Source organism: Paractinoplanes deccanensis (assembly GCF_016862115.1).
Classification (GTDB): domain Bacteria; phylum Actinomycetota; class Actinomycetes; order Mycobacteriales; family Micromonosporaceae; genus Actinoplanes; species Actinoplanes deccanensis.
This window is the reverse complement of sequence record NZ_BOMI01000103.1, coordinates 1-25,545: the sequence shown is the minus strand read 5'-3', so window position 1 is coordinate 25,545 and position 25,545 is coordinate 1. Positions and strand designations below refer to the sequence as shown.

Annotated in this window: 21 protein-coding genes; 6 read left to right on the top strand and 15 right to left on the bottom strand. The window is 72.9% G+C overall.

Annotation, left to right across the window (positions count from 1 at the left end; translation table 11 throughout):
• Positions 1–74: 74 nt before the first annotated feature.
• The 7 genes from Ade02nite_RS25735 to Ade02nite_RS25705 are packed head-to-tail and all read right to left on the bottom strand — an operon-like array spanning position 75 to position 8,456.
• Entirely contained in the window at positions 75–1,475 is a 1,401-nt protein-coding gene (locus Ade02nite_RS25735; RefSeq protein WP_203769024.1) for a PfkB family carbohydrate kinase, read from the bottom strand.
• Complete coding sequence (locus tag Ade02nite_RS25730) at positions 1,472–2,113, bottom strand: D-sedoheptulose-7-phosphate isomerase (protein WP_203769022.1); 642 nt, start codon at positions 2,111–2,113, stop codon at positions 1,472–1,474. The genes Ade02nite_RS25735 and Ade02nite_RS25730 overlap by 4 nt, the downstream gene beginning before the upstream one ends.
• Entirely contained in the window at positions 2,113–3,330 is a 1,218-nt protein-coding gene (locus tag Ade02nite_RS25725; RefSeq protein WP_203769020.1) for a glycosyltransferase, read from the bottom strand. Before Ade02nite_RS25725 ends, Ade02nite_RS25730 begins: the two co-directional genes overlap by 1 nt.
• Positions 3,315–4,247 (bottom strand): glycosyltransferase, encoded by a 933-nt coding sequence (locus Ade02nite_RS25720; RefSeq protein WP_203769018.1) that lies wholly within the window; start codon positions 4,245–4,247, stop codon positions 3,315–3,317. Before Ade02nite_RS25720 ends, Ade02nite_RS25725 begins: the two co-directional genes overlap by 16 nt.
• Positions 4,244–5,815 carry an HAD-IIIA family hydrolase gene (locus tag Ade02nite_RS25715; RefSeq protein WP_203769016.1) on the bottom strand — a complete coding sequence of 524 codons (1,572 nt, stop codon included), beginning with the start codon at positions 5,813–5,815 and terminating at the stop codon, positions 4,244–4,246. Before Ade02nite_RS25715 ends, Ade02nite_RS25720 begins: the two co-directional genes overlap by 4 nt.
• Positions 5,812–6,831, bottom strand: coding sequence for a glycosyltransferase family 2 protein (locus tag Ade02nite_RS25710; protein ID WP_203769014.1), 1,020 nt, complete (start codon positions 6,829–6,831; stop codon positions 5,812–5,814). Before Ade02nite_RS25710 ends, Ade02nite_RS25715 begins: the two co-directional genes overlap by 4 nt.
• Positions 6,828–8,456: a carbamoyltransferase family protein gene (locus tag Ade02nite_RS25705; protein ID WP_203769012.1), complete on the bottom strand. Its 1,629-nt coding sequence runs from the start codon at positions 8,454–8,456 to the stop codon at positions 6,828–6,830. The genes Ade02nite_RS25710 and Ade02nite_RS25705 overlap by 4 nt, the downstream gene beginning before the upstream one ends.
• 141 nt (positions 8,457–8,597) lie before the next feature.
• On the opposite strand from Ade02nite_RS25705, the gene Ade02nite_RS25700 reads away from it, so the two are divergent.
• Positions 8,598–10,004 carry an aldehyde dehydrogenase family protein gene (locus Ade02nite_RS25700; RefSeq protein ID WP_203769010.1) on the top strand — a complete coding sequence of 469 codons (1,407 nt, stop codon included), beginning with the start codon at positions 8,598–8,600 and terminating at the stop codon, positions 10,002–10,004.
• A gap of 4 nt (positions 10,005–10,008) precedes the next feature.
• Here Ade02nite_RS25700 and Ade02nite_RS25695 read toward each other — a convergent pair whose 3' ends face one another.
• The 5 genes from Ade02nite_RS25695 to Ade02nite_RS25675 all read right to left on the bottom strand — a co-directional run bounded on the left by Ade02nite_RS25695 (position 10,009) and on the right by Ade02nite_RS25675 (position 13,718).
• Positions 10,009–10,839: a glycosyltransferase family 2 protein gene (locus tag Ade02nite_RS25695; protein WP_203769008.1), complete on the bottom strand. Its 831-nt coding sequence runs from the start codon at positions 10,837–10,839 to the stop codon at positions 10,009–10,011.
• 35 nt (positions 10,840–10,874) lie between these two features.
• Complete coding sequence (locus Ade02nite_RS25690; protein ID WP_203769006.1) at positions 10,875–11,825, bottom strand: TIGR03557 family F420-dependent LLM class oxidoreductase; 951 nt, start codon at positions 11,823–11,825, stop codon at positions 10,875–10,877.
• A 65-nt stretch (positions 11,826–11,890) separates the two neighbouring features.
• Positions 11,891–12,496 carry a DUF3618 domain-containing protein gene (locus Ade02nite_RS25685; RefSeq protein ID WP_203768998.1) on the bottom strand — a complete coding sequence of 202 codons (606 nt, stop codon included), beginning with the start codon at positions 12,494–12,496 and terminating at the stop codon, positions 11,891–11,893.
• Positions 12,472–12,888 (bottom strand): phage holin family protein, encoded by a 417-nt coding sequence (locus Ade02nite_RS25680; protein ID WP_203768996.1) that lies wholly within the window; start codon positions 12,886–12,888, stop codon positions 12,472–12,474. Before Ade02nite_RS25680 ends, Ade02nite_RS25685 begins: the two co-directional genes overlap by 25 nt.
• Positions 12,885–13,718, bottom strand: a complete 834-nt coding sequence (locus Ade02nite_RS25675; protein WP_203768994.1) for a hypothetical protein — start codon at positions 13,716–13,718, stop codon at positions 12,885–12,887. The genes Ade02nite_RS25680 and Ade02nite_RS25675 overlap by 4 nt, the downstream gene beginning before the upstream one ends.
• Positions 13,719–13,888: 170 nt before the next feature.
• Between Ade02nite_RS25675 and folP the strand changes: the two genes are divergently transcribed.
• On the top strand, positions 13,889–14,755 hold the full coding sequence (gene folP, locus Ade02nite_RS25670) for a dihydropteroate synthase (protein WP_203768992.1): 867 nt from the start codon (positions 13,889–13,891) through the stop codon (positions 14,753–14,755).
• Positions 14,756–14,759: 4 nt separating this feature from the next.
• On the opposite strand, the gene Ade02nite_RS25665 is transcribed toward folP, so the two are convergent.
• Positions 14,760–15,314 carry a TetR/AcrR family transcriptional regulator gene (locus tag Ade02nite_RS25665; protein ID WP_203768990.1) on the bottom strand — a complete coding sequence of 185 codons (555 nt, stop codon included), beginning with the start codon at positions 15,312–15,314 and terminating at the stop codon, positions 14,760–14,762.
• 69 nt (positions 15,315–15,383) lie between these two features.
• On the opposite strand from Ade02nite_RS25665, the gene Ade02nite_RS25660 reads away from it, so the two are divergent.
• The 3 genes from Ade02nite_RS25660 (at position 15,384) to Ade02nite_RS25650 (ending at position 22,221) form a co-directional block, all read left to right on the top strand.
• Positions 15,384–16,787 carry a DHA2 family efflux MFS transporter permease subunit gene (locus Ade02nite_RS25660; protein ID WP_203768988.1) on the top strand — a complete coding sequence of 468 codons (1,404 nt, stop codon included), beginning with the start codon at positions 15,384–15,386 and terminating at the stop codon, positions 16,785–16,787.
• A gap of 1,888 nt (positions 16,788–18,675) precedes the next feature.
• Positions 18,676–20,871 carry a bifunctional polysaccharide deacetylase/glycosyltransferase family 2 protein gene (locus tag Ade02nite_RS25655; protein ID WP_239169047.1) on the top strand — a complete coding sequence of 732 codons (2,196 nt, stop codon included), beginning with the start codon at positions 18,676–18,678 and terminating at the stop codon, positions 20,869–20,871.
• 30 nt (positions 20,872–20,901) lie between these two features.
• Entirely contained in the window at positions 20,902–22,221 is a 1,320-nt protein-coding gene (locus tag Ade02nite_RS25650; RefSeq protein ID WP_239169046.1) for a serine/threonine-protein kinase, read from the top strand.
• A gap of 42 nt (positions 22,222–22,263) precedes the next feature.
• Here Ade02nite_RS25650 and Ade02nite_RS25645 read toward each other — a convergent pair whose 3' ends face one another.
• The gene (locus Ade02nite_RS25645) at positions 22,264–22,971 is read right to left on the bottom strand and encodes a hypothetical protein (RefSeq protein ID WP_203768978.1); all 708 of its coding nucleotides are present in this window, start codon (positions 22,969–22,971) and stop codon (positions 22,264–22,266) included.
• Positions 22,972–23,186: 215 nt separating this feature from the next.
• Entirely contained in the window at positions 23,187–24,977 is a 1,791-nt protein-coding gene (locus Ade02nite_RS25640) for a LamG-like jellyroll fold domain-containing protein (RefSeq protein WP_203768976.1), read from the bottom strand.
• A 123-nt stretch (positions 24,978–25,100) separates the two neighbouring features.
• Here Ade02nite_RS25640 and Ade02nite_RS25635 point away from each other — a divergent pair, with 123 nt between their 5' ends.
• Positions 25,101–25,541, top strand: a complete 441-nt coding sequence (locus Ade02nite_RS25635) for a hypothetical protein (RefSeq protein ID WP_239169045.1) — start codon at positions 25,101–25,103, stop codon at positions 25,539–25,541.
• The last annotated feature ends 4 nt before the right edge of the window (positions 25,542–25,545 follow it).

Genomic DNA, 25,545 nt, shown 5'->3' with positions numbered 1-25,545 from the left:
AGCGCCGATGGGACGGCGCGGCGAAGCGCCGATGGGATGACGCGGCAACAGCGCCGCGCGAGGAAGGGAAGAGCTCATCCGCGGGATGTCGCGGACTGGGCCGCCGCGATGGTGCGGGTGGTGGAGCGCCCGTCCAGGTAGGGCACGATGACCGTCTGGCCGCCCCAGCGCTTGACCAGCTCGGCCTCGGGCAGCGCCGGCCCGCCGTCGGCGTAGTCGCCGCCCTTGACCCAGACGTCGGGGCGCAGCCAGGACAGCACCGACTCGGGGGTCGGCTCGTCGAAGACGACCACAGCGTCCACGCAGTCCAACGCGGCGAGCAGCCGGCTGCGATCGTGCTCGTTGGTGAGCGGCCGGTCCGGCCCCTTCAGGCGGCGCACCGAGTCGTCGCTGTTCAGGCAGACGATCAGGCAGTCGCCGAGCTGCCGGGCGGCCTTGAGGGTGGCGAGGTGGCCGATGTGCAGCAGGTCGAAGCAGCCGCCGGTCGCCACCACCGTGCCGCCACGGGCCCGGACGTCCGCCACCAGCTTGCCCGCCTCCGCCGCGCCGATCCTTTCCGACTTGTCGGGTTTGCCGGAGGGCTCAGGCGCGAGCGCAGCGGTCACGCCGCCGCCGGCGACATAGGACGACGCGGCAGCGACCGCCTGCTGCACCGCTTCGGAGACCAGGGCCCCCGAGGCGAGCGACAGGGCCGCGGTGGCGGCGAAGCGGTCCCCCGCCCCGCAGGTGTCCCCGCCGGACACCGAGGGTGCCGCCACCACCAGCGGCGTCGGCCCCGAGTGGCAGAGGACCGCGCCCTCCGCTCCGCAGGTGACCACGACCGCGCCGGCCCGCCACAGCTGCCGCAGGTGCTGCCCGCCGCGCTGGGCGGCGGCAAGGGTGGAGCCGCCGCCCGCGTCGCCGGAGAGCTTGCGCACCTCGGCCACGTTCGGCGTGACCAGGCGGACGTTCGGCACCGGCGCGGGCCCGTTGGGGTGCGGGTCCCACACGATCGGGGCCTTCGCCTCGCCGAGCGCCCGCCGGATCTCCGGGTGCCGGGCGACGCCGCGCCCGTAGTCGCTGACCAGGATCGCCTTCGCGTCGCGCAGCACGTCCAGCACCGCCCGCGGCGCGTCGCCGGGCGCCTGCGGCTCGCCGCCCCGGTCGAGGCGCAGCAGCACCTGGCCGTCGGCGCGCAGCCGCACCTTCTCCGGTGTCGCGCCGGGCAGCGGCAGCGCGTACACCCGCACGCCCGCCGCCGTCAGCAGCTCGCTGAGCCGCGCGCCGCCCGCGTCGTCCGCGAGCGCCGTGACCAGGGCGACGTCGTGTCCCTGCCCGGCCGCCAGCAGGGCCGCCAGGCCGGCGCCGCCGGGGCGTTCCGTCACCTGCCGCTCGTCCAGGACCGGCGCGGGGGCGTCCGGCGCGACCCGCTGGACGCTGCCCTCGACGTCCTTGTCGAGCAGGGTGTCTCCGACGATGACCAGAAGGGAGCTCATACGCCTACTCGCATCTCCTCGTTGATGATCTCGGGGGTCCGGCTCTCGGCGAAAGGGCCGACCACCGCCGGCAGCGTGCTGTCGAGGTACTCGCACATTAGGTGCACCGAGAGCAGGTGCAGCTCCTGCACCACCTGGCTGTCCGGCGACGGGCAGCGCAGCGCCTCGTCGCAGGCGTCGGCCAGCGGGTTGGGGCCCTCGCCCGTCATCGCCCACGTGCGCAGGCCGCACTCCTTGGCCGCGCGCACGGCGGTGAGCAGGTTGGGGCTGCGCCCGCTGGTCGACATCGCGAGGAAGACGTCGCCGGGCCGGCCGTGCGCCCGCACCTGCCGGGCGAAGACCTCCTCGAACCCGTAGTCGTTGCCGATCGCGGTGACCGCCGACGAGTCCGGGGTCAGCGCGATCGCGGACAGCGGCATCCGCTCGTCGCGCAGCCGGCCGACCAGCTCGGCGGCGAGGTGCTGGGCCTCGGCCGCGCTGCCGCCGTTGCCGGCGACCAGCAGGCGGCCGCCCTGCCCGAGGTGCCAGGCGAGCTGGCCGCCCCAGCGCGCCAGCCGGCCCGCGACCGCCCGGAACGGGACGATCGCCGTGGCCAGCGCGGTCAGGTGCCGATCTGTGGGGGAAAGCTCCGAGGACATCAAGCAACCGCCTCACGGGTGGGTTCGGGGGTGACACCGGCGACGCTCGCGTAGACGTCCGCGAGCCGGCCGGCGATGCGGGGCCAGGCGTAGGAGTGGGTGGCGCGGTCGACCGCCGCGGCCGCGTACGAGATGCGCCGCACGTCGTCGGCGAGCAGCTTGCGCAGCGCGACGGCGAGCCCGGCCGGGTCGCGCGCGGGCACGAGGTCGCCGGTGACGCCGTCGACGACGGTGTCGGTCAGCCCGCCGACCGCCGAGCCGACCACCGGCACGCCGCAGGCCATCGCCTCGAGCACGGTGAGGCCGAACGGCTCGTACCAGGGCGTCGCCGCCACCACGTCGGCCGAGCGGTACCACGCGGGCATCTCGTGGGCCGGCACCGCGCCGGCGAGGCGGACGCGGTCGGCGACCCGGCACTCCTCGGCGATCGCGAGCAGTCTCCGGGCGTACGGGTCGGCCTCGATCTCGGACAGCGCGGGCCCGCCCACCACGACCAGCTCGGCGCGCGGCACGCCGGGCAGCGCCCGGATCAGGTCCTCGACGCCCTTGCGCTCGACCAGCCGCGCCACGGTGAGGATGCGCGGCCGCTTGGAGCGCGGCACGGACGGCCCGTCGGGGCGGAACCGCTCGGTGTTCACGCCGGACGGCACCATCGACATCCGCGCGCGGGGCACGCCGAGCCGGATCAGCTCGCGCACCTCGTCCTGGCACTGCACGATCACCCGGTCGACGGCCCGGCCGAGCTCGCGCTCATAGGCGATGCGCCGGGGCGGGCTGGTGTCGGCGGCGCCCTGGTGGCGCTTTTTCACAGAGCCCAGCGCGTGGTACGTCTGCACGACCGGAACCTCGCGGGCGCGCCCCGCGGTCACCGCCGCGAGCCCGCTCATCCAGAAGTGCGCGTGCGCCACGTCGGGCCGCCACTCGTCGCGCCAGTCCGCGGCGAGGCACTCGGCGAACCGGCCCATGAACGGCAGCAGCTCGTCCTTGGCCAGCGCCTGCGCCGGCCCGGCCGGAACATGCACGACCTCCAAAGAGGAGCCCAGGGGCACCACGGTGGGCAGGGCGGGGCTGTCGCGCCGGGTGTAGACGCGCACCTCGTGTCCCTCCGCGGCGAGCGCCCCGGCGAGCTCGGCGACGTGCGCGTTCTGCCCGCCCGCGTCGATGCCCCCGAGGGCGGCGAGCGGGCTGGCGTGTTCCGAGATCATCGCGATGCGCATGTTTCCTCCTCCAGCAGCCGGTCCCAGTCCGCGAGGAACCGGTCCAGGCCGTAGCGGGCCAGCGCGACCTGGCGGGCCCGGCCGCCGAGGCTGCGTGCCGCCTCGGCGTCCTCGAGCAGCCAGTGCGTGGCCTCGACGAGCGTGCTGACGCGGGTGTCGAGCACCCCGGCGTCGGGCGGCACCGCGGCGACCGCCTCGGTGGTGGCCAGGCCGACGACGGGCATGCCCATCTGCATGGCCTCGATGAGGCTCAGCCCCAGCGACGTCCAGCGGGTCAGGTGCAGATAAATCCGCCGTCGGGCGACTTCTGCGTGCATGACGTGCTGCGGCGGATCGTCGTAGGGCGTGATCCGCGGCCCGCGCAGGCCCTCGACACCCATGCCGAAGACGTCCAGCGGCGCCACCGCCGCGAACCGCGGGAACAGGTCGGTGCCGGTGACCCGGTTGCGCCGGATCGGCTCGTTGGTGACCACCGCGAGGTGGCCGACGTCGCCGCTCCACCGGGGCTTGGGCTCGACGATGCCGTGGTCGATCACCGTGGTCCGGGTGCCGCCGGTGTCCCAGAACAGGTCGTTGAAGTCGGTGACGTGCGCGATGACCAGGTCGTCGCGGTCGGCCATCGGATGCCGGGTGTTCGGCACGTCGCCCTTGGGAGTGTTGTGCTCCACATAGATCACCGGGACGCCGCGCGGCACGAGGTCCATCTCCTCGGGCCGCTGCACGATCGCCACGTCGAGATCGAGCCCGGCGAGGCCGTCGAGCGGCACCTCCTCCACGGTGGCCGGCCAGTCGAAGGTCTGTGCCCGCCCGCGGCCCCACGCGTCGCGGGCCTCGTTGACCGGGATCAGGTAGCGGTGCTTGCCCTGGACGAACGAGGTCGTCCAGGATCCGTGCACGTGCCAGAGCAGAATGTTCACGCTGCTACCTCGGTGCGCTCGGGAGCCCCGGCGGCCAGCAGCCGGACGGCCGCGACCACCTCGCGGGGCTCGATGTCGGACAGGCAGGGGTGGCCGGCGACCGGGCAGACGGTCGCCCGGGTGTCGCGGCAGGGCGCGCCGGCGTCGCCGAGCCGCACGTTCGGGACCCGGTAGGGGCCCCACTGGCCATAGGGGACAGTCGGGGCATAGAGGCTGACCACCGGGGTGCCCACGGCCGCCGCGAGGTGCGCCGGGCCGGTGTTGCCGACCACCAGGCAGCTCGCGCCGGCGAGGAGCTCCGCCATCTCGCGCAACGAGGTCCGGCCGACCTCGACCCCCACACCCCCCGAGACGTACGAGGCGAGCACGCGCTCCTCGGGACCGCCGGTGACCAGCACGCGGTGCCCGTCCGCCGCCAGCGCCGCCACGACGCGCCGCAGGGTCTCGGGCGGGCAGGACCGCGCCTCGCAGCTGGCTCCGGGGTGGACCACGACGTACTCGCCGCCGCTTTGCCGCCGCACGCCGCTGACGCGCAGGCCGCCGTCGTCGCCCGGCGGCAGCCCGAAGCCCGCCGCGGCGGCCACGCTGCGCGCCCGCTCGGCCTCGGGGATGCCCGGCGGCACCCGGTGCCGCACGTCGAGCAGCGAGCCGGGGTAGTCGTCGCTGATCGCCGTGATCCGGCCGACGCCGGCCATGCGCAGCAACAGCGCCAGCGGCAGCGCCGACTGGTGGAACGAGGTGAAGACGACCGCCTCGTCCGCGCCCACCTCGCGCAGCTTGCGGGTGAGCGCGGCCATGTCGTCCGCGTCCACCGGGCCGGGCTGGGCGTCGATCCAGGGCAGCCGCCACTCGATGATCTCGTCGACGCCCGGCAGCAGGCCCGCGGCGTCCCGGCCGCGCGGCCCGCAGAGCAGCACGACCCGCTCGGCGCCGTGCGCCACCGCGCGGATCCCGGGCCCGGTGACCAGCATGTCGCCGGCCGAGTCCGAGCGCACGACCAGCACCGTGGCGGCCGGTCCGGGCCGCTGCGCCGGGGTGACCAGGGCTTCGCGCCGCAGGATCAGGGCGGCGGCCTCGGTGAGCGACGAGGCTGTCGCGGGGGCGGCGGCGACCTCGGCGGGCAGGGTGACCGGGGTCGGCACCAGCACGGCGGCGGCACCGGCGGCCTGTGCGGCGTCCACGTCACGCCCGATGTCGCCGATCATCACGCAGCGCGCCGGCGTGGTGCCGAGCGCCTCGGCGGCCGCGACCACCAGGCCCGGCGCGGGCTTGCGGCAGGCGCAGCCGGCTGTGTCGTCGTGCGGGCAGATCTGCCAGGTCTCGAAGCCGCCGAAGAGCTCGTCGACCCGCCGGTTGACGGCGGCGAGCTGGCCGGCGGTGAACCGGCCGCGGGCCAGCCCGGACTGGTTGGTGACGATCCCGAGCCGATAGCCGGCGGCGCGCAGCCGGTCGACGGCCTCCCGGGCGCCGGGCATCGGCTCCACCAGGGACGGGTCGCCGTTGTAGGGCACGTCCACGATGAGCGTGCCGTCCCGGTCGAAGAGCACCGCGTCGAACAGCTCGGTCACCGGCTCGCTCCCACGGGCGCGTCCTTCCGGGCGGCGAGCGGCGCGGCCTTGCGCCAGCGCCACGCGCCGCGCAGCCAGTGGGTGACGGCGACCGGAGGGATGACGGCGCTGGTCACGAGCATGGTGGCGACCTCGTGGGGCGTGCGCGGGCCGGGCGCGATGCGGGCGGCGGCGAACTCGGCCGTCCCGGCCAGCCACGCGAGCCCGGCGGCCGCCGCCACACCCGCGCTTGCGGTGACGGCGCCGCTGCGGCCGGAGCGCGCGTGCCTCGTACGGGAAATGCCCCAGGCGGCAAGCGCGACGGCACCGGCCAGGGTGACCACGACGTGCCTCGCCCGGCGGCCCGGGGGGATCTCCAGCAGCTCGCGCCAGCGGGGGCCGTAGAGGCGGCGGAGCAGGGCGTCGTCGGCGTTACCGCGCTGGGTGCGCACGCTGACCCAGGCGCTCTCGGGCCGCACCGGATGCGTCACCCGGCGCCGGCCCCGGATCAGGGACCAGCCGTCCAGGCGCACGCGATAGGCCAGGTCGGCGTCCTCGCGGAAGGCCCTCGGCAGGCGCTCGTCGAAGCCGCCGGTGCGCTCCAGCGCGGCCCGGCGGTAGGCCATGTCGGCGGTGATCCAGGCGCCGTCGGCGAGGCCCGCGGTGACCCGCTCCCAGTCGGTGGGGCGGCGGTCGGACGGCAGCGGCACCCGCAGTTCGCCCTGCACGCCGCCGACGTCGTCGCCCGCCGCGTCCAGGTCCCCGGCAAGTCGCATGATCCAGTCCGAATCGGGCACTACGTCGTCGTCGAGGAAGGCGATCCAGTCGCCGCGCGCCGCCCGCCAGCCGGCGTTGCGGGCGGCCGCCGGGCCGCGCGCCGGACCGGCCACCACCGTCGCGTCGATGGCGAGGGGAGGATGCGGCGCGGGCCGGTCGTCCACCACGATCAGCTCCACCCCGGGCGGGAGCTCGCCGAGGGAGGCGATCACGGCGGCCAGGCTGGGACGGCCCACAGTGGGCACGACTATGGAGATCACGCCCCGAACGCCTTCGCGCGGTGCACCGCGAACGGGCCCATGGCGAGCAGGTCGACCGGCGCCGAGCCGAACAGCTCCATCGCCTCGCGCGGGGTGTCGACCATCGGGCGGCCGGCGGTGTTGAGCGACGTGTTGACCACGACCGGCAGGCCGGTGAGCCGCTCGAACTCGGCGAGCATCTCGGCCACCAGCGGCTCGGTGTCGTCGTGGACGGTCTGCACGCGGGCGGTGCCGTCGACGTGGGTGACCGCCGGGATGCGGTCCTTCCACTCGGGTTTCACGCGGTGCACGAAGAGCATGTACGGGCTCGGGTAGACGCCCTCGAAGATGTCGCCGAACCGCTCGGCGCGCACCATCGGCGCGATCGGGCGGAACTGCTCGCGGCCCTTGACGTTGTTCATCCGCGTCTGGGTGTCCTTGTCGCCGGGGTGCGCGAGCAGGGAGCGGTGGCCGAGCGCGCGCGGGCCGTACTCGCTGCGCCCCTGGTACCAGGCGACGATGCCGTTGCCGGCGAGCACGCGGGCGGCCTCGGCGGCGATCGACTCCGGCCGGGTGTACGGCAGGGCGGCGCGCTGGAGCTCGGCCTCCAGCTCCTCGTCGGTCCAGCCGCGCCCGAGCGCCGCCGTGCCGAAGGGGATGCTCTTCTCGCCGATCGCGAGGGCCGCTCCCAGGGCGGTGCCGGAGTCGCCGGCCGCGGGCTGCACCCAGACCCGCTCGTACGGGCCCTCGGCGGCGATCCGGGCGTTCGCGACGCAGTTCAGCGCCGTGCCGCCGGCCATCGTCAGGGTCTTCGGGCCGCCGGCCGCCTCGTAGGTCCAGCGGGCCAGGTCGAGCATGACCTCCTCGAGCCGCACCTGCACGCTGGCGGCCAGGTCGGCGTGGGCCTCGGTCATCTCGCCGTCGGCGGTGCGCGCCTTGGCCAGCGCGTCCCAGTCGATGCGCTCCACGGTGAAGCCGCCGTCGTCGTTGGCGTGCACCAGCTCGCGCAGCAACCCGAGGAACTTGGGCGTGCCGTACGAGGCGAGCGCCATGACCTTGTACTCGTCGCTGGAGTGCAGGAAGCCCAGGTGGCGGGTCAGGTCCTCGTAGAGCAGGCCGAGCGAGTGCGGCAGCTCCTGGCTCTTGAAGACCTCCAGCTGCCCGCCGCGGTACACACCGGACAGGTGGCTGGCGACCTCGCCGCGGCCGTCGAGCACCAGCACGGCGCTGTCCTCGGGCACCGAGAGCCCGGCCGAGGCGGCGTGCGCGACGTGGTGCGGCACGAACCTGACCTGCTCGGGGTCGAGGCCGGGCAGCGCGGTGGCGAGGAACTGCGGTGCGCGGCGGGCGTAGTCGACGCGCATGGCGTCAGACGGGTCGCTCACGCCGAGGCTCGCGAGGTCGCGGGTCAGCCCGGGGTCGAACGAGTAGGCGACGGCGTCCAGGTCGTCCGGGCGCAGCCCGGCCTCCTCGAGGCACCACGCGGCGGCCAGCTCGGGCAGCTCCCACGCGGCGAACGGGACGGGCCTCTTGCCGTGCTTGCGACGGCTGAACCGCTCCTCCTCGGCGGCGGCCACGACACGGCCGTCGACGATCAGCGCGGCGGCCGGATCGTGGAAGATGGCGTTGATTCCCAGGACACGCATGTGGCGCCGGATACCCCGCCCTCGGAGAAGTACTCCCATGATCATTGACTTCTCCAAAAAATAAAATTCACGCTCGCCACCTGCACTGATAGCTCTCGGGAGGCCGGTTTGGAATCGTTGCCTCTGGGCAAACGCCCGCACATGTATGACGTGGAGCAGCACATCGGCGGCAGCTGGAACCCGGGCAATTCGGGCCACAAGCTGACCGTCGTGAACCCCGCCGACGGCACCCCGGTGACCGTCGTGCCGATGTCGTCGGAGGCCGGCGTCGCGGCCGCCGTCGCCGCCGCCCGCGACGCCGCGCCGGCCTGGGCGAGCACCGCGCCGGCGGCCCGCGCCGCCGCCCTGCACGCGGCGGCGAACGCCCTGGAGGCGGCCGCGGACGAGCTCGCCGGGATCATGAATGCCGAGATGGGCAAACCGGTCGACGGCGCCCGCGAGTCGATCGGCGCCGGCGTCGGCACCCTGCGGCAGTACGCGGAGCTCGGCCCCACCCACCGCGGCCGCACGCTCGCCGGCAACGACGAGGCGATCGACCTCATGGCGTACGGCCCGCGCGGCGTGGTCGCGGTGATCACGCCGTGGAACGACCCGGTGGCGGTCTCCTGCGGGCTGCTCGGCGCGGCCCTCGTCACCGGCAACACCGTGGTGCACAAGCCCAGCGAGCGCACCCCGGCCACCGGCTGGCGGCTCGTCCAGCTGCTCGCCCCGCACTTCCCGGCCGGCGTGCTCAACCTGGTCAACGGCGACGGCTCGGTCGGCGCCGCGCTGGCCGCCGCCCCGGTCGACGTGGTGGCCCAGGTCGGCTCGACGGCGACCGGCCGCTCGATCGCCGCGGCGTGCGCCCGTACCGGAGCCAAGGCCCTGCTGGAGAACGGCGGGAAGGATCCGGTGGTGGTGGACGCCGGCGTCGACCCGGCCTGGGCGGCGCAGCAGGTGGCGCTCGGCGCGTTCGTCAACTCGGGACAGATCTGCGTGGCGGTCGAGCGCGTCTACGTGCACCGCGAGGTCGCGCCGGCGTTCCTGGACTGCCTGGTCACCGAGGCGGACGCATGGGCGTCGCAGATCGGGCCGATGGTGGACCGCCGCATGCGCGACGCCGTCGACGAGCAGGTGCAGCAGGCGGTGAAGGACGGCGCGCGGGCGCTGCGCGGCGGGGCGGTGCCGGCCGGGCCGGGGGCGTACTACCCGCCGACCGTGCTCGCCGACTGCACCGACGACATGGCGGTGATGCGCGAGGAGACGTTCGGCCCGGTCGCCCCGGTCATGGTCGTCGACTCGTTCGAGGAGGGGCTGCGCCGCGCGGCCGACTCGCCGTACGGTCTCGCGGCCACCGTGCTGACCCCCTCGATGAGCCACGCGCAGCGGGCCTGGCGCACGCTGCCCGCGGGCACGGTGAAGATCAACGCGGTCTTCGGGGGCGCTCCGGGCGGTGCCGCGCATCCGCGCCGCGGCAGCGGTCAGGGCTTCGGGTACGGCCCGGAGCTGCTCGACGAGATGACCGCCACGAAGGCCGTGCACATCGAGGCGCCGCCGTCCGGCTGGTGAGGCCCTACAGCCGCCGCAGGTCCGCTTCCACCTCGGGTGGGAGCGGACGGCGGCGCCGCAGCGCCCAGGGCAGGTCCCCGACCGCCTGCGCCACGCCGCGCGGGCTCTGCCGCACACCGGCGAGCATCGTGCGCGCCACGACGGACGGCGGGCGGCGCAGCAGCGCGGTGAGCACCCGGTTGCGGGTCTCGCGCCGGGCCCGCGCGCCGGTGTCCCGGCCGGCCGGCTGCGGCAGGTGGCGGACCACCAGCTCGTCGACGTACGACAGCTCGTAGCCCGCTGCGGTCAGGTCCATCGCGAGCAGCGCCTCCTCGCCGTAGACGAACAGGCGCGGCTCGAAGCCGCCGACCGCGAGGAACGCGTCGCGCCGCACGATGACCGAGCAGGCCAGGAAGCCGAGGACCGCCCGCCCGGCCTCGTTCGCGCCGAGCGGGCTCTCGGCCATCGCCGCCGAGACCGGGTCGAGGCGGCCCTCGCGCCCGACCAGCACGCGGGCCGCCAGCAGCGCGGTCCGCGGGTGGGCGTCCATGATCTCGGCGGCGCGGGCGAGGGACCCGGGCGTCCAGTAGGAGTCGTCGTCGGCGAACGCCACGTACGGGGTGCGGGCCCGCGCCACGCCGACGTTGCGCGCCGCCGCGCCGCGGTTGCCGTCCAGGCGTACGACCTCGACGCCGGGCAGGCCGGGCAGCTCCTCATCGGACGCGTTGTCCACCAGGATCGTCCGGGCGCGATGGCGGGGCATCGTCTCGCGCAGCCGGTCGGCCCGGTTACGGGTGGCGACCACGACGGTGACGGCGTCGGTCTCCACAGCGGATTTCTGGATGTCCGGCGACATGGCGAAGCGCTTACCCCGAGCGGACCCAAAAAATCTTAACGGAGCTGTCCTTTGAGCTCTTTTTCGAAGAAGTCGAGGAAACCGTCGGGATCGGGCCCGGCATTCATCAGAACAATGTGATCGTAACCGGCCTCGGTGTACTCGCGGACGCTCGTGACGTACGGCTCGGGATCCGGGCCGTGCGCGAATTTCTCGGCCACGTCCTCGGGGCGCACGGTCGCCGACGCCGCCTCGAAATTGACCGGATTGGGCAGTTCCGCCATCACCTTCCAGCCGGTGACGCCCCAGCGGCTGGTCTCGTGGGCCGCCTTGACGGCCTCCTCGGCGCTCGGTGCCCACGCCACGGACACCTCGGCGTACTTGGGGCCGGCGCCACCGTGCTGGGCGTACGTCTCGACCAGGTCCTTGCGCGGCTCGGTCGCGAACAGGCCGGAGCCGTGCGTCGCGGCGAGCTCGGCGGCCTGCTTCCCGCCGGCCGCCACGGCGATCACCGGGAGCTTCTCGGGCAGGTCGAACACCTGCGCGTCCTCCAGGTGCAGGTGCTTGCCGTCGTACGACTGGTAGCCGCCCTGCCAGAGCAGGTTGATGATGTCCAGCGCCTCGACCAGCCGCTCGTGGCGCCCCTGCACGCTGGGGAAGCCGAGGCCGACGACGTGCTCGTTGAGCCGCTCCCCCGCGCCGATGCCGAGCGTGAAGCGGTCGTCGGAGAGGATCGCGAGGGTGGCGGCGGCCTGCGCGATGATCGCCGGGTGGTACCGGACGGTCGGGCAGGTCACGCCGGTGGCCAGGCCGAGCCGGTCGGTGCGCATCGCGATCGCACTCAGCACGTTCCAGGCGAACGGCGAGTGGCCCTGCACGTCGAGCCACGGGTGGAAGTGGTCGCTGATCTCGACGAAGTCGAATCCGGCCTGCTCGGCGCGGACCGCCTGGCGGATCAGCTCCTTGGGTCCGAAGGCCTCCGCGGCCAGCTTGTATCCGAGTTTCATACCTAGACAGCTTCCCGGCCCGGACCTCCGCAAACGCGGTGATCCGGGCCGGGTTGGCCGCTGCCTCAGGAGGCCGCCGAGCGGGCCTGGTCGCGCACGTCCTGCGCGTCCGACTTCGCCGTCTCCTTGGTGGTCTGCACGGCGTCCTGCGCCGTCCCCTTGACCTGGCCGAGCGCCTCCTGGGCGGTGCCCTGAAGGTCCTCGCGCAGCTCCTGGGTCGCGTCCTTGACCTTCTCGGTCAGGTCGCCGCTGTGCTCCTTGAGCGCCTGGCCGGCGCTCTTCTCCGCCTCGGTGACCGGGATCAGCGTGGCGGCGAGCATGCCGACGCCGAACGCGATGATGCCGGCCGCGAGCGGGTTGCCCTGCGTCTGCTGGGCCACCGCCTGCGGGGCCTGCTTCACGGCGCCGGCCGCCTGGTGGGCCTTCTCGCTCGCCGCGTCGCTCACCTGAGACGCCTTGTCGCTCACCGTGCTGCTGACCTGGGACGCCTTCTCGCTGGTCACGTCGCGGGCCTGTGCACTGCTGCCCATCACCTTCTCCTTCACCGCCGTCCAGCGCCGCTGGGCGACCTTCGTGGGGCTCGTCTTCTCGGCGAGCAGGTCGACATCGCGGGTCAGCGAACGCCGGGTGTTCTCGATGTCCTGCTTCAGCCGGTCGGGTTCTTCAGCCATTGGGCGTCCTCCTTGAGCGTGTCGACGGTGCGGCGGGGCATCGGGTCGACGTTCTTGAGCTTCTTCTTGCCGTTGAGGTAGAGGACACCGCCGACGACGCCCCAGACCACGGCCACGATCAGGGCCGCCCAGCCCGCGGGCATGACGGCGTCCAGCGCGAACACCGCGGCGAGGCTGAGGAAGAGCACGGCGAGGTAGCCGGCGAAACCGGCGCCGCCGAGCATCCCGGCGGCCTTGCCCGCCTTCTTCGCCTCCTGCTGCACCTCGGCCTTGGCGAGCTCGACCTCCTGCCGGAACAGCTGCGACAGGTCGTTGCTGATGTTGCCGATCAGCTCGCCGACCGAGGTCTCGGAGACCTCTTCGGACCGGTCGTGCTGGTACGGGGTGGTCATCGTGGACGCTCCGGGCTCTCCACGACGTACTCCTCGCGCACCACGGGCGTGCCGGTGCCGGTCGAGGTGTACTCGGTGGCGCTGGCGTACCCGCCGGTGGGCGCGGTGACCGGCGGCGTGGTGCTCGGGTAGCCGGTCGCGTATTCGGGAGTCGTCGGGGTCGTCGGGGTCGTGGCGCCGGTGCCCGACACGAAGCTGTCGCTGCTGGGCTTGCCGCTGCTCGCCGAGCCGCTCTCGGCCTTGGCGACGCTCTTGCCGAGCCGGCCGACCACGAAGCCCGCGGCCAGCGCGGTGGCGAGGAACGCGCCGGGACGCCGGCGGGCGAAGTCCTGCACCTCGCGCAGCACGCCCTCGGGCCCGTTGCGGTCGAGGTAGTCGGCGAACTGCCGGCCGCCGTCGGCGATGCGGGTGACCACCTGGGACGCCGGGGAGTCGCCCCGGTCGCCGCGCATCTCGTCGAGCTGGTCGGCGGTTTGCCGGATCGAGCTGACCAGGCGGTCGTTCTGCGAGTGCGCCTGCTCGTTGACCTTGCTCTTCACATCCGAGGCGAGGTTGCTGACCTGCGCCTTCGCCTCGCTGCCGACCCGGCGGGCCTGCTCCTTGGCGGTGTCCTTGACGTCGCTCGCCGCGGCACCGGCCGCCTGGCCGGTCTGCGAGGCGACCTCCTTGGCCTTCTCCTTGGCGCCGCCACCCCCCTGGCTCTCCGTGTAGCCCTCCGTGGGGGCGGTGTAGACCTCGGTCGTGTACGTCGCGGCGGGGTACGTCGCCTGGGTCGGCTCGACGGGATCGACGGCGCCCGGCCCGCGAACGCCCGATGGCACGTCACTCATGGGTTCCTCCAGTGGGGATTTCGACAAACAATCAGCTACCCGCGACCCTCACCCGCCATTCACGAATTCCCGTATCGAATGGCGCGAAATATTCATCCGCATGATCCGGCGAGAAGCGGGTATCCGACCGCTTCTGCTCGCCGCCGGGGTGCCTGTTACCCTCGCGAATCGTGAGCGATCTGAACGGCAGGCGGGTCATCGGCGGGCGCGCTTTCGATTTCTCCCGGCAGGTCGCGGTGATGGCGATCGTCAACCGGACGCCCGATTCCTTCCACGACCGCGGCCGCACGTTCGCGCTCGACCGCGCGCTCGAGGCGGTCGAGACGGCCGCCGAGGCGGGCGCCGACTGGATCGACGTGGGCGGCGTGCCGTTCGCGCCGGGCCCCGAGGTGACGGCCGCCGAGGAGCTCGACCGGGTGCTGCCGGTCGTCGAGGTGGCCCGCTCGCGCACTGTCGTCTCCGTCGACACGTACCGCCCGTCGGTGGCCGCCGAGGTGATCAAGGCCGGCGCCGGGGTCATCAACGACACCTCGGGCCTGCGCGACCCCGAGATGGCCGACGTGGTCGCCGGCACGGACGCCCAGCTCGTGATCACCCACAGCCTGGCGGCGCCGCGGACCCTCTGGCCCCGGCCCGCGTACGGCGACGTGACGGCCGAGGTGGCGGCGTTCCTGCGCGCCCGGGTGCAGGTCGCGCTCGACCGCGGCGTACGGCCCGATCAGATCGTCATCGATCCGGGGCACGACCTCAACAAGAACACCCGGCACACCCTGGAGCTGACCCGCCGCCTCGCCGAGATCGCGGAGATCGGCTACCCCCTGCTGGCCGCGGTGAGCAACAAGGACTTCATCGGCGAGGCCCTGGACGTGCCCCAGCACGAGCGCCTGGCCGGCACGCTGGCCGCCGTGGTCTTCTGCATCGAGCGGGGCGCCCGCATCGTCCGGGTGCACGACGTGCGCTCGGCGGTCGACGCCGTCCGGATGACCGAGGCCATGCTGGGGTGGCGCGAGCCCGCCTACCTCAAGCACAACATGTAGCCGCTCAGTCGAACTTGGTCTCCGGGTAGGTGGCGGTCAGCTCGGCGGACCAGGGCTGGAGCGGGACGGCCTCGGGCCCGATGACGCGCATCGAGGCCAGGCAGGTCAGCAGCATGCCCTCGGCGAAGAAGTCGCGGGCCTCCTCGACGGTGCAGCCGGTCAGGTCGCGCACGGTGTCGTAGAGCCGCCCGAAGCCGGTGCGGACCGGGTCGCCGATGGCGGGGTCGGCGCTGGCCGCGTAGCCGTGCAGCAGCATCGCCATCAGCTCGCGCTTGCCGAGCAGCCCGAAATACGCGTGGCCCAGGCTCTCCAGGGTCGGCTCGCGCTCGCTCGCGCCCAGGAACGCCGCCTCGATGCGCTCGACCGTGTGCTGCATGGCGGCGAGGAAGAGCTCCTGCTTGGTGCGGAAGAGGCGGATCACGTACGGCTGGGAGACGCCGGCCAGGCGGGCCACCTGATCGGTGGTCGTGCCCGCGTAGCCGCCGCGGCTGAACGCGGTGACGGCGGCCGCCACGAGCTGCTCCTGGCGCTCCTCGGCGGTGAGTCGGGTGCGAGACATGTTGACAGATTATCAGTCGATAACTACGTTGGCCTTGGTTATCAGTCAATAACAACTTCAGGGGGAACGATGACCGCCGTCCTGGAAGCGCCCGCCGCGCCCCGGCGCACCACCCGGCCGCTGGCCGCTGTGCTCGCCGCCGTCGGCATCCCGACCTTCATGGTCGCGCTGGACAACCTGGTCGTCAGCACGGCACTGCCGGTGATCCGCACCGACCTCGGCGCCTCGCTGACCGACCTCCAGTGGTTCGTCAACGCGTACACGCTGCCGTTCGCGGCCTTCCTGCTCACCGCGGCCGCGCTCGGCGACCGCATCGGCCGCCGCCGCATGTTCCTGGCCGGCCTGGTGGTCTTCACGCTCGCGTCGGCCGCCGCCGGCCTGGCATCGTCACCGTGGCAGCTCACGGCCGCCCGGGCCGTGCAGGGCCTCGGCGGCGCGGCCGTCGCGCCGCTCGCGCTCACCCTGCTGTCGGCGGCCGTGCCGGAACGGCTCCGCACCATGGCGATCGGCGTGTGGGGCGGCATCAGCGGCCTCGGCGTCGCGGTCGGCCCCGTCGTCGGCGGCGCCGTCGTCGAAGGACTCGACTGGCACTGGATCTTCTGGCTCAACGTCCCCGTCGGCGTTGTCGCGGTGATCCTCGCCCGCACGGTCCTGGACGAGTCCCGGGGCGGCGCCCGCCGCCTCGACCCGCTCGGCCTGATCCTGTCCGCCGCCGGCATGCTGCTGGTCATCTGGGGCGTCGTCGACGGACCCGACCGCGGCTGGACGTCCACCCGGGTGCTGACCATGCTGATCACCGGCGGGGTCCTGATCGCGGCGTTCGTCGCCTGGCAGGCCCGCAACCCGTCGCCGATGATGCCGCTGCGCCTGTTCCGCTCCCGCGGCTTCGGCCTGGTCAACCTGGTCACCCTGGCCTTCTCGGCGGGCGCCTTCGGATCGGTCTTCCTGCTGGCCCAGTTCTTCCAGGTGGTGCAGGGCCTCAGCCCGCTGGACGCCGGCCTGCGCACCCTGCCGTGGACGGCGGCGCCGATGGTGGTCGCCCCGCTGGCCGGCATCTTCGGCGACCGGGTGGGCCAGCGAAACCTCATCCTGGCCGGCCAGCTCCTGCTGGCCGGGGGCATCCTGTGGATGGGCCTGGCGATCGGCACGGAGGTCACGTACGCGTCGCTGGTGGCGGCGTTCGCCATGGCCGGCGTGGGCATGGGCCTGACCTTCGCGCCGGTGAGCACGGTGGCGATGGCAAGCGTGACGGACCAGGAAAGAGGCGTGGCCTCCGGCGTCAACAACACCATCCGAGAGCTGGGCGTCGCGGTCGGCGTGGCGGCGCTGGCCTCGATCTTCAGCTCGTACGGCAGCTACGCCACCCACCAGTCCTTCGTCGACGGCATCAAGCCGGCCGTGATCGTGGGGGCGGCCATCGTGGGCGCGGGCGCGGTGATCGCCTTCTGGTTGCCGGGCCGCCGCGGGGCCTGAGGCCGGCGTCGGGGTGGGTCGCTCCCACCGCGGCCCTCGCCAGCCGGGCCGCTTCGGCGGCCCGGCGGCGCGTCACGGAGTGTCCCGGTTATCCACAGCCCGGAGTTATCCACAGCCGCATACATGATCTCCCAATTTCTCGCGATAATGACCGCCGAAGGACCCTTCGTAGCACGACCACTCACCATCGCGGAAATCCCAAGTTGCATGATCGAACCCTTACACACGCAGACCAGAAGGCGGGAGAATTACCCATGCGACAATTACCGATCTCCGCTCCGCAGCGATGGCCACGGCGCATGGCACAACGAGCTCTCCGCAACATGAGCCACCACGCATGGCCACCGTAGACTGGCCTCAGACCGGCCCCACCACCTGGCACAACAGTCCACGGCCCGTTCGAGTTGGGAGCGACCCTTTGTAGGGCTGTTCCAAACGAGGCTGGCCACGATAGGGCTGATTGCAATATGCCAAGGCGCAATAGCGCCGTTTTTAGCAGCCCCCTCCCGCGCATGGATCCGAAATCCTAGAAAGGCGGTGCGCAGGCCGTTCCCTGATGGGAATCTAGGCCACCTTATTACATCCACCATTCCGACCCCTGATGCCGCGGGCAGCCTCGTCAATTTCCTCATCATCGTCGGCGCACCAGAGTGCGCCCAACCTCCGCTGCCGGTGCGCACTGCGCGGCCGCCGCAACGCGGCACTTGCGCCACCGCGCACCGGTCACGGCGGGGTGCCGGCTCGCGACACAGCGCGGCGCTGCGCCGCCCGGCGTCTGCTGACCACCGCCCGCGAACGCCTCGCCTGTTACCTACTCGACCCTGCGACACGGCGCCGCACCACCACACCGCACCGCACCACCACACCGCACCACCACACCGCACCGCACCACCACACCGCACCGCCACACCGCACCGGGCGGCGCGGCAGCAGGAGGCGCCACAGCGAGGGGGCGCCGCAGCGAGGGGGCGCCGCAGCGAGGGGCGCCGCAGCAAGCGGGGTGCCGCAGCAAGGGGGTGCCGCAGCAAGGGGGCGCCACCCCAGGAGGCGCCACCCCAGGAGGCGCCACAGCAAGAGGCGCCACAGCAAGAGGCGCCACAGCAAGAGGCGCCACAGCAAGAGGGTGCCGCAGCAAGGGGGTGCCGCAGCAGGGGGCGCGGCAGCAGGGGGCGCGGCAGCAGGGGGCGCGGCGTGGCGTTCGCCGATAGCGGGGATGCGCCCGAGTAGCCGGTCGGTGCACGAGGTGGGAGAGCCAGGCGTCGGCCCGTTCGGTCAGTCGGGTGGGTGACAGGCGGGGGCATCGTCCGGCGGGAAGGTGATCTCCATTGACTGGAGTAGATGATCGAGGGGGGTGGTGCTACCTGGGGATCCGTGGAGTTTATGGGGGCTGAGCAGGGCGGACAGGGGCCGAAGCGCTCGGGGTGCGGCTCATTGACGCATCTCTTAGCGTCTGAGGGGTGGGAGAGGAACCCAACATCGGACGGGCTCGGGTTCAGCGGCCTCCCCGCGGGCAAGCGCGGGTGGGGCGGGCTGTGGGCAAGGCGCGCACGCCGGACAATGCGCCTACCGACTACATCCGGATCGGGGAGCAGGAGCCGCCGCCGGTCTTTGTGGATCCTACGGGTGGGCGGCGGCGCTGGATGCGGCGCACGGCGTATGCGGTCGGCGTTCTGCTGGTCCTTGCCCTGATCGTGGTGTGGCTCAGCCAGCTGGGCGGATCGGCCCGGCCGCCGGAGCGGACGCCCCGGCCCAGCAGCGCCGCGGCGATCAGTGGCGCCTCCGCTAGTGGGGGTGCGGAGGGCGGCGCAGCGGTCAAGGACGCCTCCGGCGGTGGAGCTGCGGGCAGCGGGGTCGTGCGCACGGGCGTTTCGGTTCGGGTCTTTGTGCGGTGACTGTCTATCGCGCTACGCCGCCGCCTCATGATCCGGCCGAGACCACGGGGCGGCTGCCGCCGCTTCAGCGCAAGCGGCGGATTCGGCGGCGGCGGGTCATGTCGGGTGTGCTGGCGCTGGTGGGGTTGCTGCTGTTGGCGACCGTCATTCTTGTGTCGGTTTACACCGATGCGGGGTTCAGTCCGGACGGGACCACGCCGCGCACCACGTCCACGCGGGAGGTGCCCAAGGCCGTCAGTGAGGGCGGGCCGATCATCGAGGTGGACGCGGCCGGCAAGGTGACCACGCGGGGGATGCCCGCGCGGACGATCGCGCTGACCTTCGACGACGGGCCCGATCCGGAGTGGACGCCGAAGATTCTCGACGTTCTCGGCAAGCATCATGCTCCGGCCACGTTCTTCGTCGTCGGGTCGCAGGTGGCTCGGCATCCGGCCATCGCGCGGCGGATCACCGACGAGGGGCACGAGATCGCGGGGCACAGCTTCACCCATCCTGATCTTGCCGAGTTGCCCGACTGGCGGCGGGAGATGGAGAACTCGCAGACGCAGCTCGCCATCGCGTACGCGACCGGGCGGTCCAGCTCGCTGATGCGGCCGCCGTACTCGTCGTTCGCGGACGCGATCACCGACAAGGACTGGGAGACCGTGCAGTCCGTCGGGCAGCAGGGCTACCTGACCGTGCTCGACACCATGGACAGCCAGGACTGGCGGCGGCCCGGCGCCGACGCGATCGTGCGCAACCTGACGCCGCGCGGCACCGCCGGGCAGATCGTGCTGCTGCACGACGCGGGCGGCGACCGGTCGCAGACCGTGGCCGCGCTCGACCGGCTCCTCCCCGAGCTCCAGCGCAAGGGCTACCGGTTCAGCACCGTCAGCGCCGCCATCGGGGCCGAGGCCAACCCGCCCGCCACCGACGACACCATCTGGCGCGGCCGCGCCCTCGTGTGGACCGTGCACGTCGCCGACGCCGTGCTCAACGTGCTGTGGGCGCTGCTGATCGTCGCGGGCGGGCTGATCGTCGTACGCACCCTGATCCTGTTCGCCTTCGCCTGGCGGCACTCGCGGCACCGGCGCAGCCCGGACTGGTCGTGGGGGCTGCCCGTCACCACGCCCGTGACGATCATCGTGCCCGCGTACAACGAGGAGAAGACGATCGCGCCCGCGGTCCGGTCGCTGTCGCAGTCGGCGCACCCGGGCGTCGAGGTGCTGGTCGTCGACGACGGCTCCACCGACGGGACCGCGCAAGCCGTACGAGACCTGCGTCTCGGCAATGTCCGCATCGTGCAGGTGCCGAACGCGGGCAAGGCGAACGCGCTCAACGCGGGCGTGGCACTGTCGCGCAACGAGCTCGTCGTGATGGTCGACGCCGACACCGTCGTCGAGCCCGACGCGGTCCACCGGCTGGTGCAGCCGTTCGCCGACCCGATGATGGGCGCCGTCGCCGGCAACGTGAAGGTCGCCAACCGCAAGAACCTGATCGGCAAGTGGCAGCACATCGAGTACGTGATCGGCTTCAACCTCGACCGGCGCCTCTACGACACGCTCGGCTGCATCCCGACGATCCCCGGGGCGCTCGGCGCCTTCCGCCGCAAGGCGCTGACCGAGGCGGGCGGCCTGAGCACCGACACGCTCGCCGAGGACACCGACCTCACCATGGCGATCCACCGGGCCGGGTGGCGCGTCGTCTACCAGGAGTCCGCGCGGGCGTACACCGAGGCGCCCGCCACCGTGAGGCAGCTGTGGAAGCAGCGCTACCGGTGGAGCTACGGCACCATGCAGTCGATGTGGAAGCACCGGCGGGCCGTCGTCGAGTCCGGGGCGTCCGGGCGGTTCGGCCGGCGTGGGCTGCCGTTCATCGCGCTCTTCAGCGTGCTGCTGCCCCTGCTCGCGCCGCTGATCGACCTGATGGCCGTCTACGGGCTGCTCTTCCTCGACCGCCAGATCACCATCATCGGCTGGCTCGCCATGCTGGTCGTGCAGGTGCTCACCGCCATCCTGGCCTTCCGGCTCGACCGGGAACCGCTGCGCCCGCTCTGGACCCTGCCGCTGCAACAGGTCGTGTACCGGCAGGTGATGTACCTGGTGCTGCTGGTGTCGGCGCTCGCCGCGGTCACCGGCCGGCGGCTGCGCTGGCAGACAATTCACCGTACGGGCGACCTCAGCTCCGCCCCGAGCCCGGTCCGCGGCGTATAGCCTGATCGCCGTTCGGGTAGAGGAGGGAACATGCCTTCCCCAGGAGAAATGTACGGTGGTCGATACCGGCTCGACGAGCGGATCGCCGCCGGTGGTATGGGCGAGGTCTGGCGGGGCACCGACACGGTGCTCGGCCGCGACGTCGCGGTCAAGACCCTGCACGCCGACCGCGCCGGCGACCCCAGTTTCCAGACGCGCTTCCGCAACGAGGCGCGGGCCATGGCCGCCCTGCACCATCCGGGCGTGGCCGACGTGTACGACTTCGGCGAGACCGAAGGGGGCACCGACGCGTTCATCGTGATGGCCCGGGTCGACGGCGAGCCCCTCAACCAGCGGATCGCCGAGCGCGGGCGGCTGTCGGCCGACGAGACGCTGTCGGTGGTGTCGCAGGCCGGGCGCGCGCTGGAGGCGGCGCACCAGGCCGGCATCGTGCACCGCGACGTGAAGCCCGGCAATCTGATCATCAAGGCGGACGGTACGGTCGTCCTGGTCGACTTCGGCGTGGCCCGCCAGGCGGACACCGCGACCATGACCGCCGCGGGCGAGGTCGTCGGCACGGCCATGTACATCGCGCCCGAGCAGGTCTCCAAGGAGCCGATCACCCCGGCCGTCGACGTGTACGCGCTGGGCGCGGTCGCGTACCACTGCCTCGCCGGCCATCCCCCGTTCCTCGGGGACAACCCGGTGGCGATCGCGATGCAGCACCTCAACGAGCCGCCTCCCCCGCTACCCGCCGACGTGCCGCCGGCCGTGCGGGCCCTGGTCATGCGCGCGCTGGCGAAGCGGCCGCAGGAACGGTTCCCGTCGGCCGCCGCGATGGCCGGCGCCGCCGACCGCATCCTCGCCGGCGCCGACACGACGACGGTTCTCGCCGCCGTCGCTCCCCCGGCGGCGGCCGCCACCGCGCCGCTCCCCGCCGCCGTTCCGGCCGACACCCCCAAACCACGCAGCCGTACGCCGGTGATCGCGGCCGCCGCGGCCGTGCTGATCCTGGCCGCGGGCATCGCCGCGCTGGCCGCCTTCTGGCCGGACAACGACCCGCCGGCCGGCACCCAGCCCTCGGTCACCGTCCCCGCCTCGGCCGGCACGGGCAACGCGCCCGGCGACACCGCGACGACGACCAGCACGCCGCGCAAGACCACCAACCCGGCGACCACCCGCTCAACGCAGCCGACGAGCACCCGCACGTCGGCCCCCGCCACGGTCACCTCGACGTCACCGAGCCCGGAGGATTCGCCGACCACGGCCCCCGAGACCACGGAGCCCGAGACCACCACCACGACGCCACCGACCACGGAGGCCGGCGAGGAGGACCCCGGCGAGCAGGAGTCGGCGCCGGCCGGAAACTGAGAAAGGGGCCCTCGCGGGCCCCTTTCTCCTGTGCCGTGCTGGTCAGTCGACGTCCGCCGCCATCGGCTGGAGCTGCTCGACCTGCTTCTGCAATTCCGCGACCTGGGCGCTGAGCGCCGCGATCTGCGCCGACAGGTCCTGCATCGGCTGCCGGCTCGGCGCGAAGCGCAGGAACGTCCCGGCGGGCTGGTTGACGTTGATGTACGGGTTGCGCAGCTGGAAGTTCCAGACGCGTTCCTCCACCTTGTTGATCTCAGCCGCGATCCACGACTTGTCAGCGGAAGTGAGAGCCACGGGGATGTCCTCCAGATGCCAGGAAGCCGTCGAGGCTTCGAGGGACGTGGTGTACGACGACGAGAAGTGCGCGTGGTGGTCGTGCGGGTTGGATCCGTGGTACGCCTGCTGCGCCCAGCCGTTGCTCTGCTGCCAGATGCGGCGGTTGTAGATGATGTAGCGCAGCCGCTTCTCGGCACCGGACCGGCACCGCTTGAGCAGGAACTGCACCACCATCTCCATGGTCAGGCCCGGCTCGCGCAGATCGACGTCGACGTCGATGGCGTGGACCTCGTGGATCCGGTCGGCGTCGTGGATCGGCACGTTGCCGACCTCGTCGTCGTTGTGGTCCGACTGCGTCGCCTGATGGGCGGCGTCGCCGATGGATCCGTCGCTGCTCTTGTCGCGGTTGGGGGCGATCGTGTTGAACTCGGAGCGCAGCTTCACCAGGCACGGGACCAGAATCCAGTCGGCCATGCGTCAGCTCCTCACGCTGAGTAGACGACGGCGGGCAGGGTAGCAGTACCCGAGCCCGAAGGTCATCATTCCGAATGGGGCGCATTGTCTAATGTGAGAAATTCCCTCCACCCCTCACCTGCGGAAAGGCTCGTCCCAGCGAACCTCGCCCCCGGGCGGATGAGCAACCGCCCGACCCCATCGGGTGACCCGCTGTCACCACCCATGGTGCCCTGTCAGCCGATGTGGATCCAGACGTCGTCGAGGGAGCCGTGGAACTGGTCGTTGTTGCGGCCCACGCCCTTGCCGCCGATGCTGAACGGCTGAGCGGTCACGATGGAGAGTCCCTCCGGGACGGCGGTGGTCGCCTGGATCGCGTCGTCCACGAGGATGGCGAGTGTCGGTCCGGTGCGCCGGCACTCGACGGTGTGCCACTCGTCGCCGGCGATAGCCGCGCGGCTGCGGGCCACATAGGACGCGCCGCCGTCCTTGCCGGTCAGCACGCAACTGGGCCGGCCCGAGGCGCCGTCGACCTGGAGCTTGTACTGGCCGCCCGCGCCGGCGTAGCCCTTCTGGAGCACGTTCTGACCGGTGGCCGAGGTGCCCGAGCGCACCGTGGCCCCGTACCGGAACGGCTTGTCCGCGGGGTTGAGATCCTGCGTGTCGGCGGCCTGGAGCACCAGCTTGGGGCAGGTCTCGGCGGTGCACGCGGGCGGGAACGAGAGGCCCTGCCCGGCGCCGTGCGGGGTGAGCACGATCTTGCCGCCGTCGCGCATCACCGCGCGCAGCAGGTGGCCGTGGCCGGAGCCGTCGTCGAAGGTGCCGTCGGCGATCGTCGTGTCGAAGTTGTACGACGCCACGGGGCCGTTCGCCGGGCCGCCCTCCTCGCGCGGCGTCACGCCGGTGAACGCGACGTAGCGTTTGCGGGGCGTGGCGTTCACCGTGGTGAAGTCACCGACCGCGCTGATCGAGCCGAGGGCGGAGCTGGTGGCGATCTGCCGGGTGCCGGCGACGCCGTTGGCCTGCGGCGCCCACTCGAGGAGGTTGCCCTGCGCGTCCACTGCGGCCAGCTTGCCGCGCGGCACGGAGCCGTCGGTGCAGACGCCGCGGGCGCCGTTGTTGCCGGTCGTGCAGGCCTTGTCGAAGTGGCCGCCGACGTAGGTGATGCCGTCGAGCACGGCGATGGCCTGGGCGTCGCCGTCGAAGACGCGGGTCCAGCGCGTCGCGCCGCCCTTGGTGTAGGCGACCGCTCGGCCGCCCTGCCCGCCGAGCGCCGCGTAGACCCCGGCGTCGTCCGCGGCCAGCGCGAACACCTGCGAGACCGGCTTGGGCACGAAGGACGGGTCGAGCACGCCGGTGGCCGGGTGGACGGCGGAGAGCCGGATCGTGGAGCTCACGTTGTTGGTGCGGTGGAACCGGCCGCCCAGGTAGACCCGGTCACTGGTGACGGCGAGGGCGTTGACGGCGTCGTCGGCGGACGGGGCCCACGGGTCCAGCGCGCCGGTGCCGAGCGTGAAGGCGGCCAGGTTGGTGCGCGGCACACCGTCCACGGCGGAGATGCGCCCGCCGAGATACAGGCGGCCGTTACCGGCGGCGAGCGCGTTGGGCTGGCCGGTCACGGAGTGGCGCATCGAGGTGAGCAGTCCGCTGGTGGCGCCGATCCCGGCCACCGCGTCGCGGGCCTCGCCGTTGACCAGGTCGAAGTCGCCGGCCGCGTAGACGACGTCGCCGTCGACGGCGAGCGCGCGGACGTTCGCGTCGGCGCTGGGCCGCCAGTCGAGCAGCGCGCCGGTGCGGGCGTCGAAGGCGGCGAGCCGGTGGCGGGCGACCCCACGGCCGTTGACGATCGCGCTGGTGAAGTTGCCGCCCACATAGACGGTGTCACCGCGGTAGACGACGGCGTACACCGGGCCGTTGAAGGACGGGGAGGCGGAGGGCTCGGACGTCACCACTCCGGCGACCGCGGCGCCGCCCGCGACGAGGACGGCGGCGGCCGCGAGGAGGGCACTTTTTCGGAAGTTGCGCACATTGGTCGTTAACTACGCTTTCCACGCGAGGATGCGGCGCCGGTCCGGTGGCGCCCGTGACGGCGGACACTATGCTTCCTGCGTACGGGCTTCCTGCGTACGGAATCGAAAGGGGACAATGCCGTGCCGCGACGCCGCCTCACCCTGCTGCCCCTCGCCCTGGCCGCGACGGCGGCCCTGGCCGCCGGCTGTGAGATCGACATCGCGCCCGAGGCCATCCCGGCGCCGATCAGCATCGCGCCGACACCGTCCGCGTCGGCGGGCGTGCCCAAGTACGTCTGCTCCGCCGTCTACAAGACGCTGACCGACGGCGCCCTCAAGCTGGCGCAATACGCGGCGAGCTCGAGCGACGAGGCCAAGGCGAACATGAAGCGGACCTTCACCGACATGGCCGCGCAGGTGGACGCCGAGGTCGCGCGCGTCTCCGACCCCCAGCTGAGGACGGCCTTGCAGGACATCTCGGCCGACCTGACCGCCGGGGCGCAGCAGAGCGACCCGGCGGCCTACATCGAGGGCGACTTCCAGACCGTCGGCCAGAAGCTCGACGGCAAGTGCGGCGAGTGAGCCG

Bases quoted from the DNA above. Each gene is read 5' to 3' on its own strand.
- Ade02nite_RS25645 (WP_203768978.1), bottom strand. From the start codon at position 22,971: ATGGCCGACTGGATTCTGGTCCCGTGCCTGGTGAAGCTGCGCTCCGAG.
- Ade02nite_RS25725 (WP_203769020.1), bottom strand. From the start codon at position 3,330: ATGCGCATCGCGATGATCTCGGAACACGCCAGCCCGCTCGCCGCCCTC.
- Ade02nite_RS25665 (WP_203768990.1), bottom strand. From the start codon at position 15,314: ATGTCTCGCACCCGACTCACCGCCGAGGAGCGCCAGGAGCAGCTCGTG.
- Ade02nite_RS25700 (WP_203769010.1), top strand. From the start codon at position 8,598: ATGTATGACGTGGAGCAGCACATCGGCGGCAGCTGGAACCCGGGCAAT.
- Ade02nite_RS25650 (WP_239169046.1), top strand. From the start codon at position 20,902: ATGCCTTCCCCAGGAGAAATGTACGGTGGTCGATACCGGCTCGACGAG.
- Ade02nite_RS25695 (WP_203769008.1), bottom strand. From the start codon at position 10,839: ATGTCGCCGGACATCCAGAAATCCGCTGTGGAGACCGACGCCGTCACC.
- Ade02nite_RS25660 (WP_203768988.1), top strand. From the start codon at position 15,384: ATGACCGCCGTCCTGGAAGCGCCCGCCGCGCCCCGGCGCACCACCCGG.
- Ade02nite_RS25705 (WP_203769012.1), bottom strand. From the start codon at position 8,456: ATGCGTGTCCTGGGAATCAACGCCATCTTCCACGATCCGGCCGCCGCG.
- Ade02nite_RS25675 (WP_203768994.1), bottom strand. From the start codon at position 13,718: ATGAGTGACGTGCCATCGGGCGTTCGCGGGCCGGGCGCCGTCGATCCC.
- Ade02nite_RS25735 (WP_203769024.1), bottom strand. From the start codon at position 1,475: ATGAGCTCCCTTCTGGTCATCGTCGGAGACACCCTGCTCGACAAGGAC.
- Ade02nite_RS25690 (WP_203769006.1), bottom strand. From the start codon at position 11,825: ATGAAACTCGGATACAAGCTGGCCGCGGAGGCCTTCGGACCCAAGGAG.
- Ade02nite_RS25730 (WP_203769022.1), bottom strand. From the start codon at position 2,113: ATGTCCTCGGAGCTTTCCCCCACAGATCGGCACCTGACCGCGCTGGCC.
- Ade02nite_RS25680 (WP_203768996.1), bottom strand. From the start codon at position 12,888: ATGACCACCCCGTACCAGCACGACCGGTCCGAAGAGGTCTCCGAGACC.
- Ade02nite_RS25685 (WP_203768998.1), bottom strand. From the start codon at position 12,496: ATGGCTGAAGAACCCGACCGGCTGAAGCAGGACATCGAGAACACCCGG.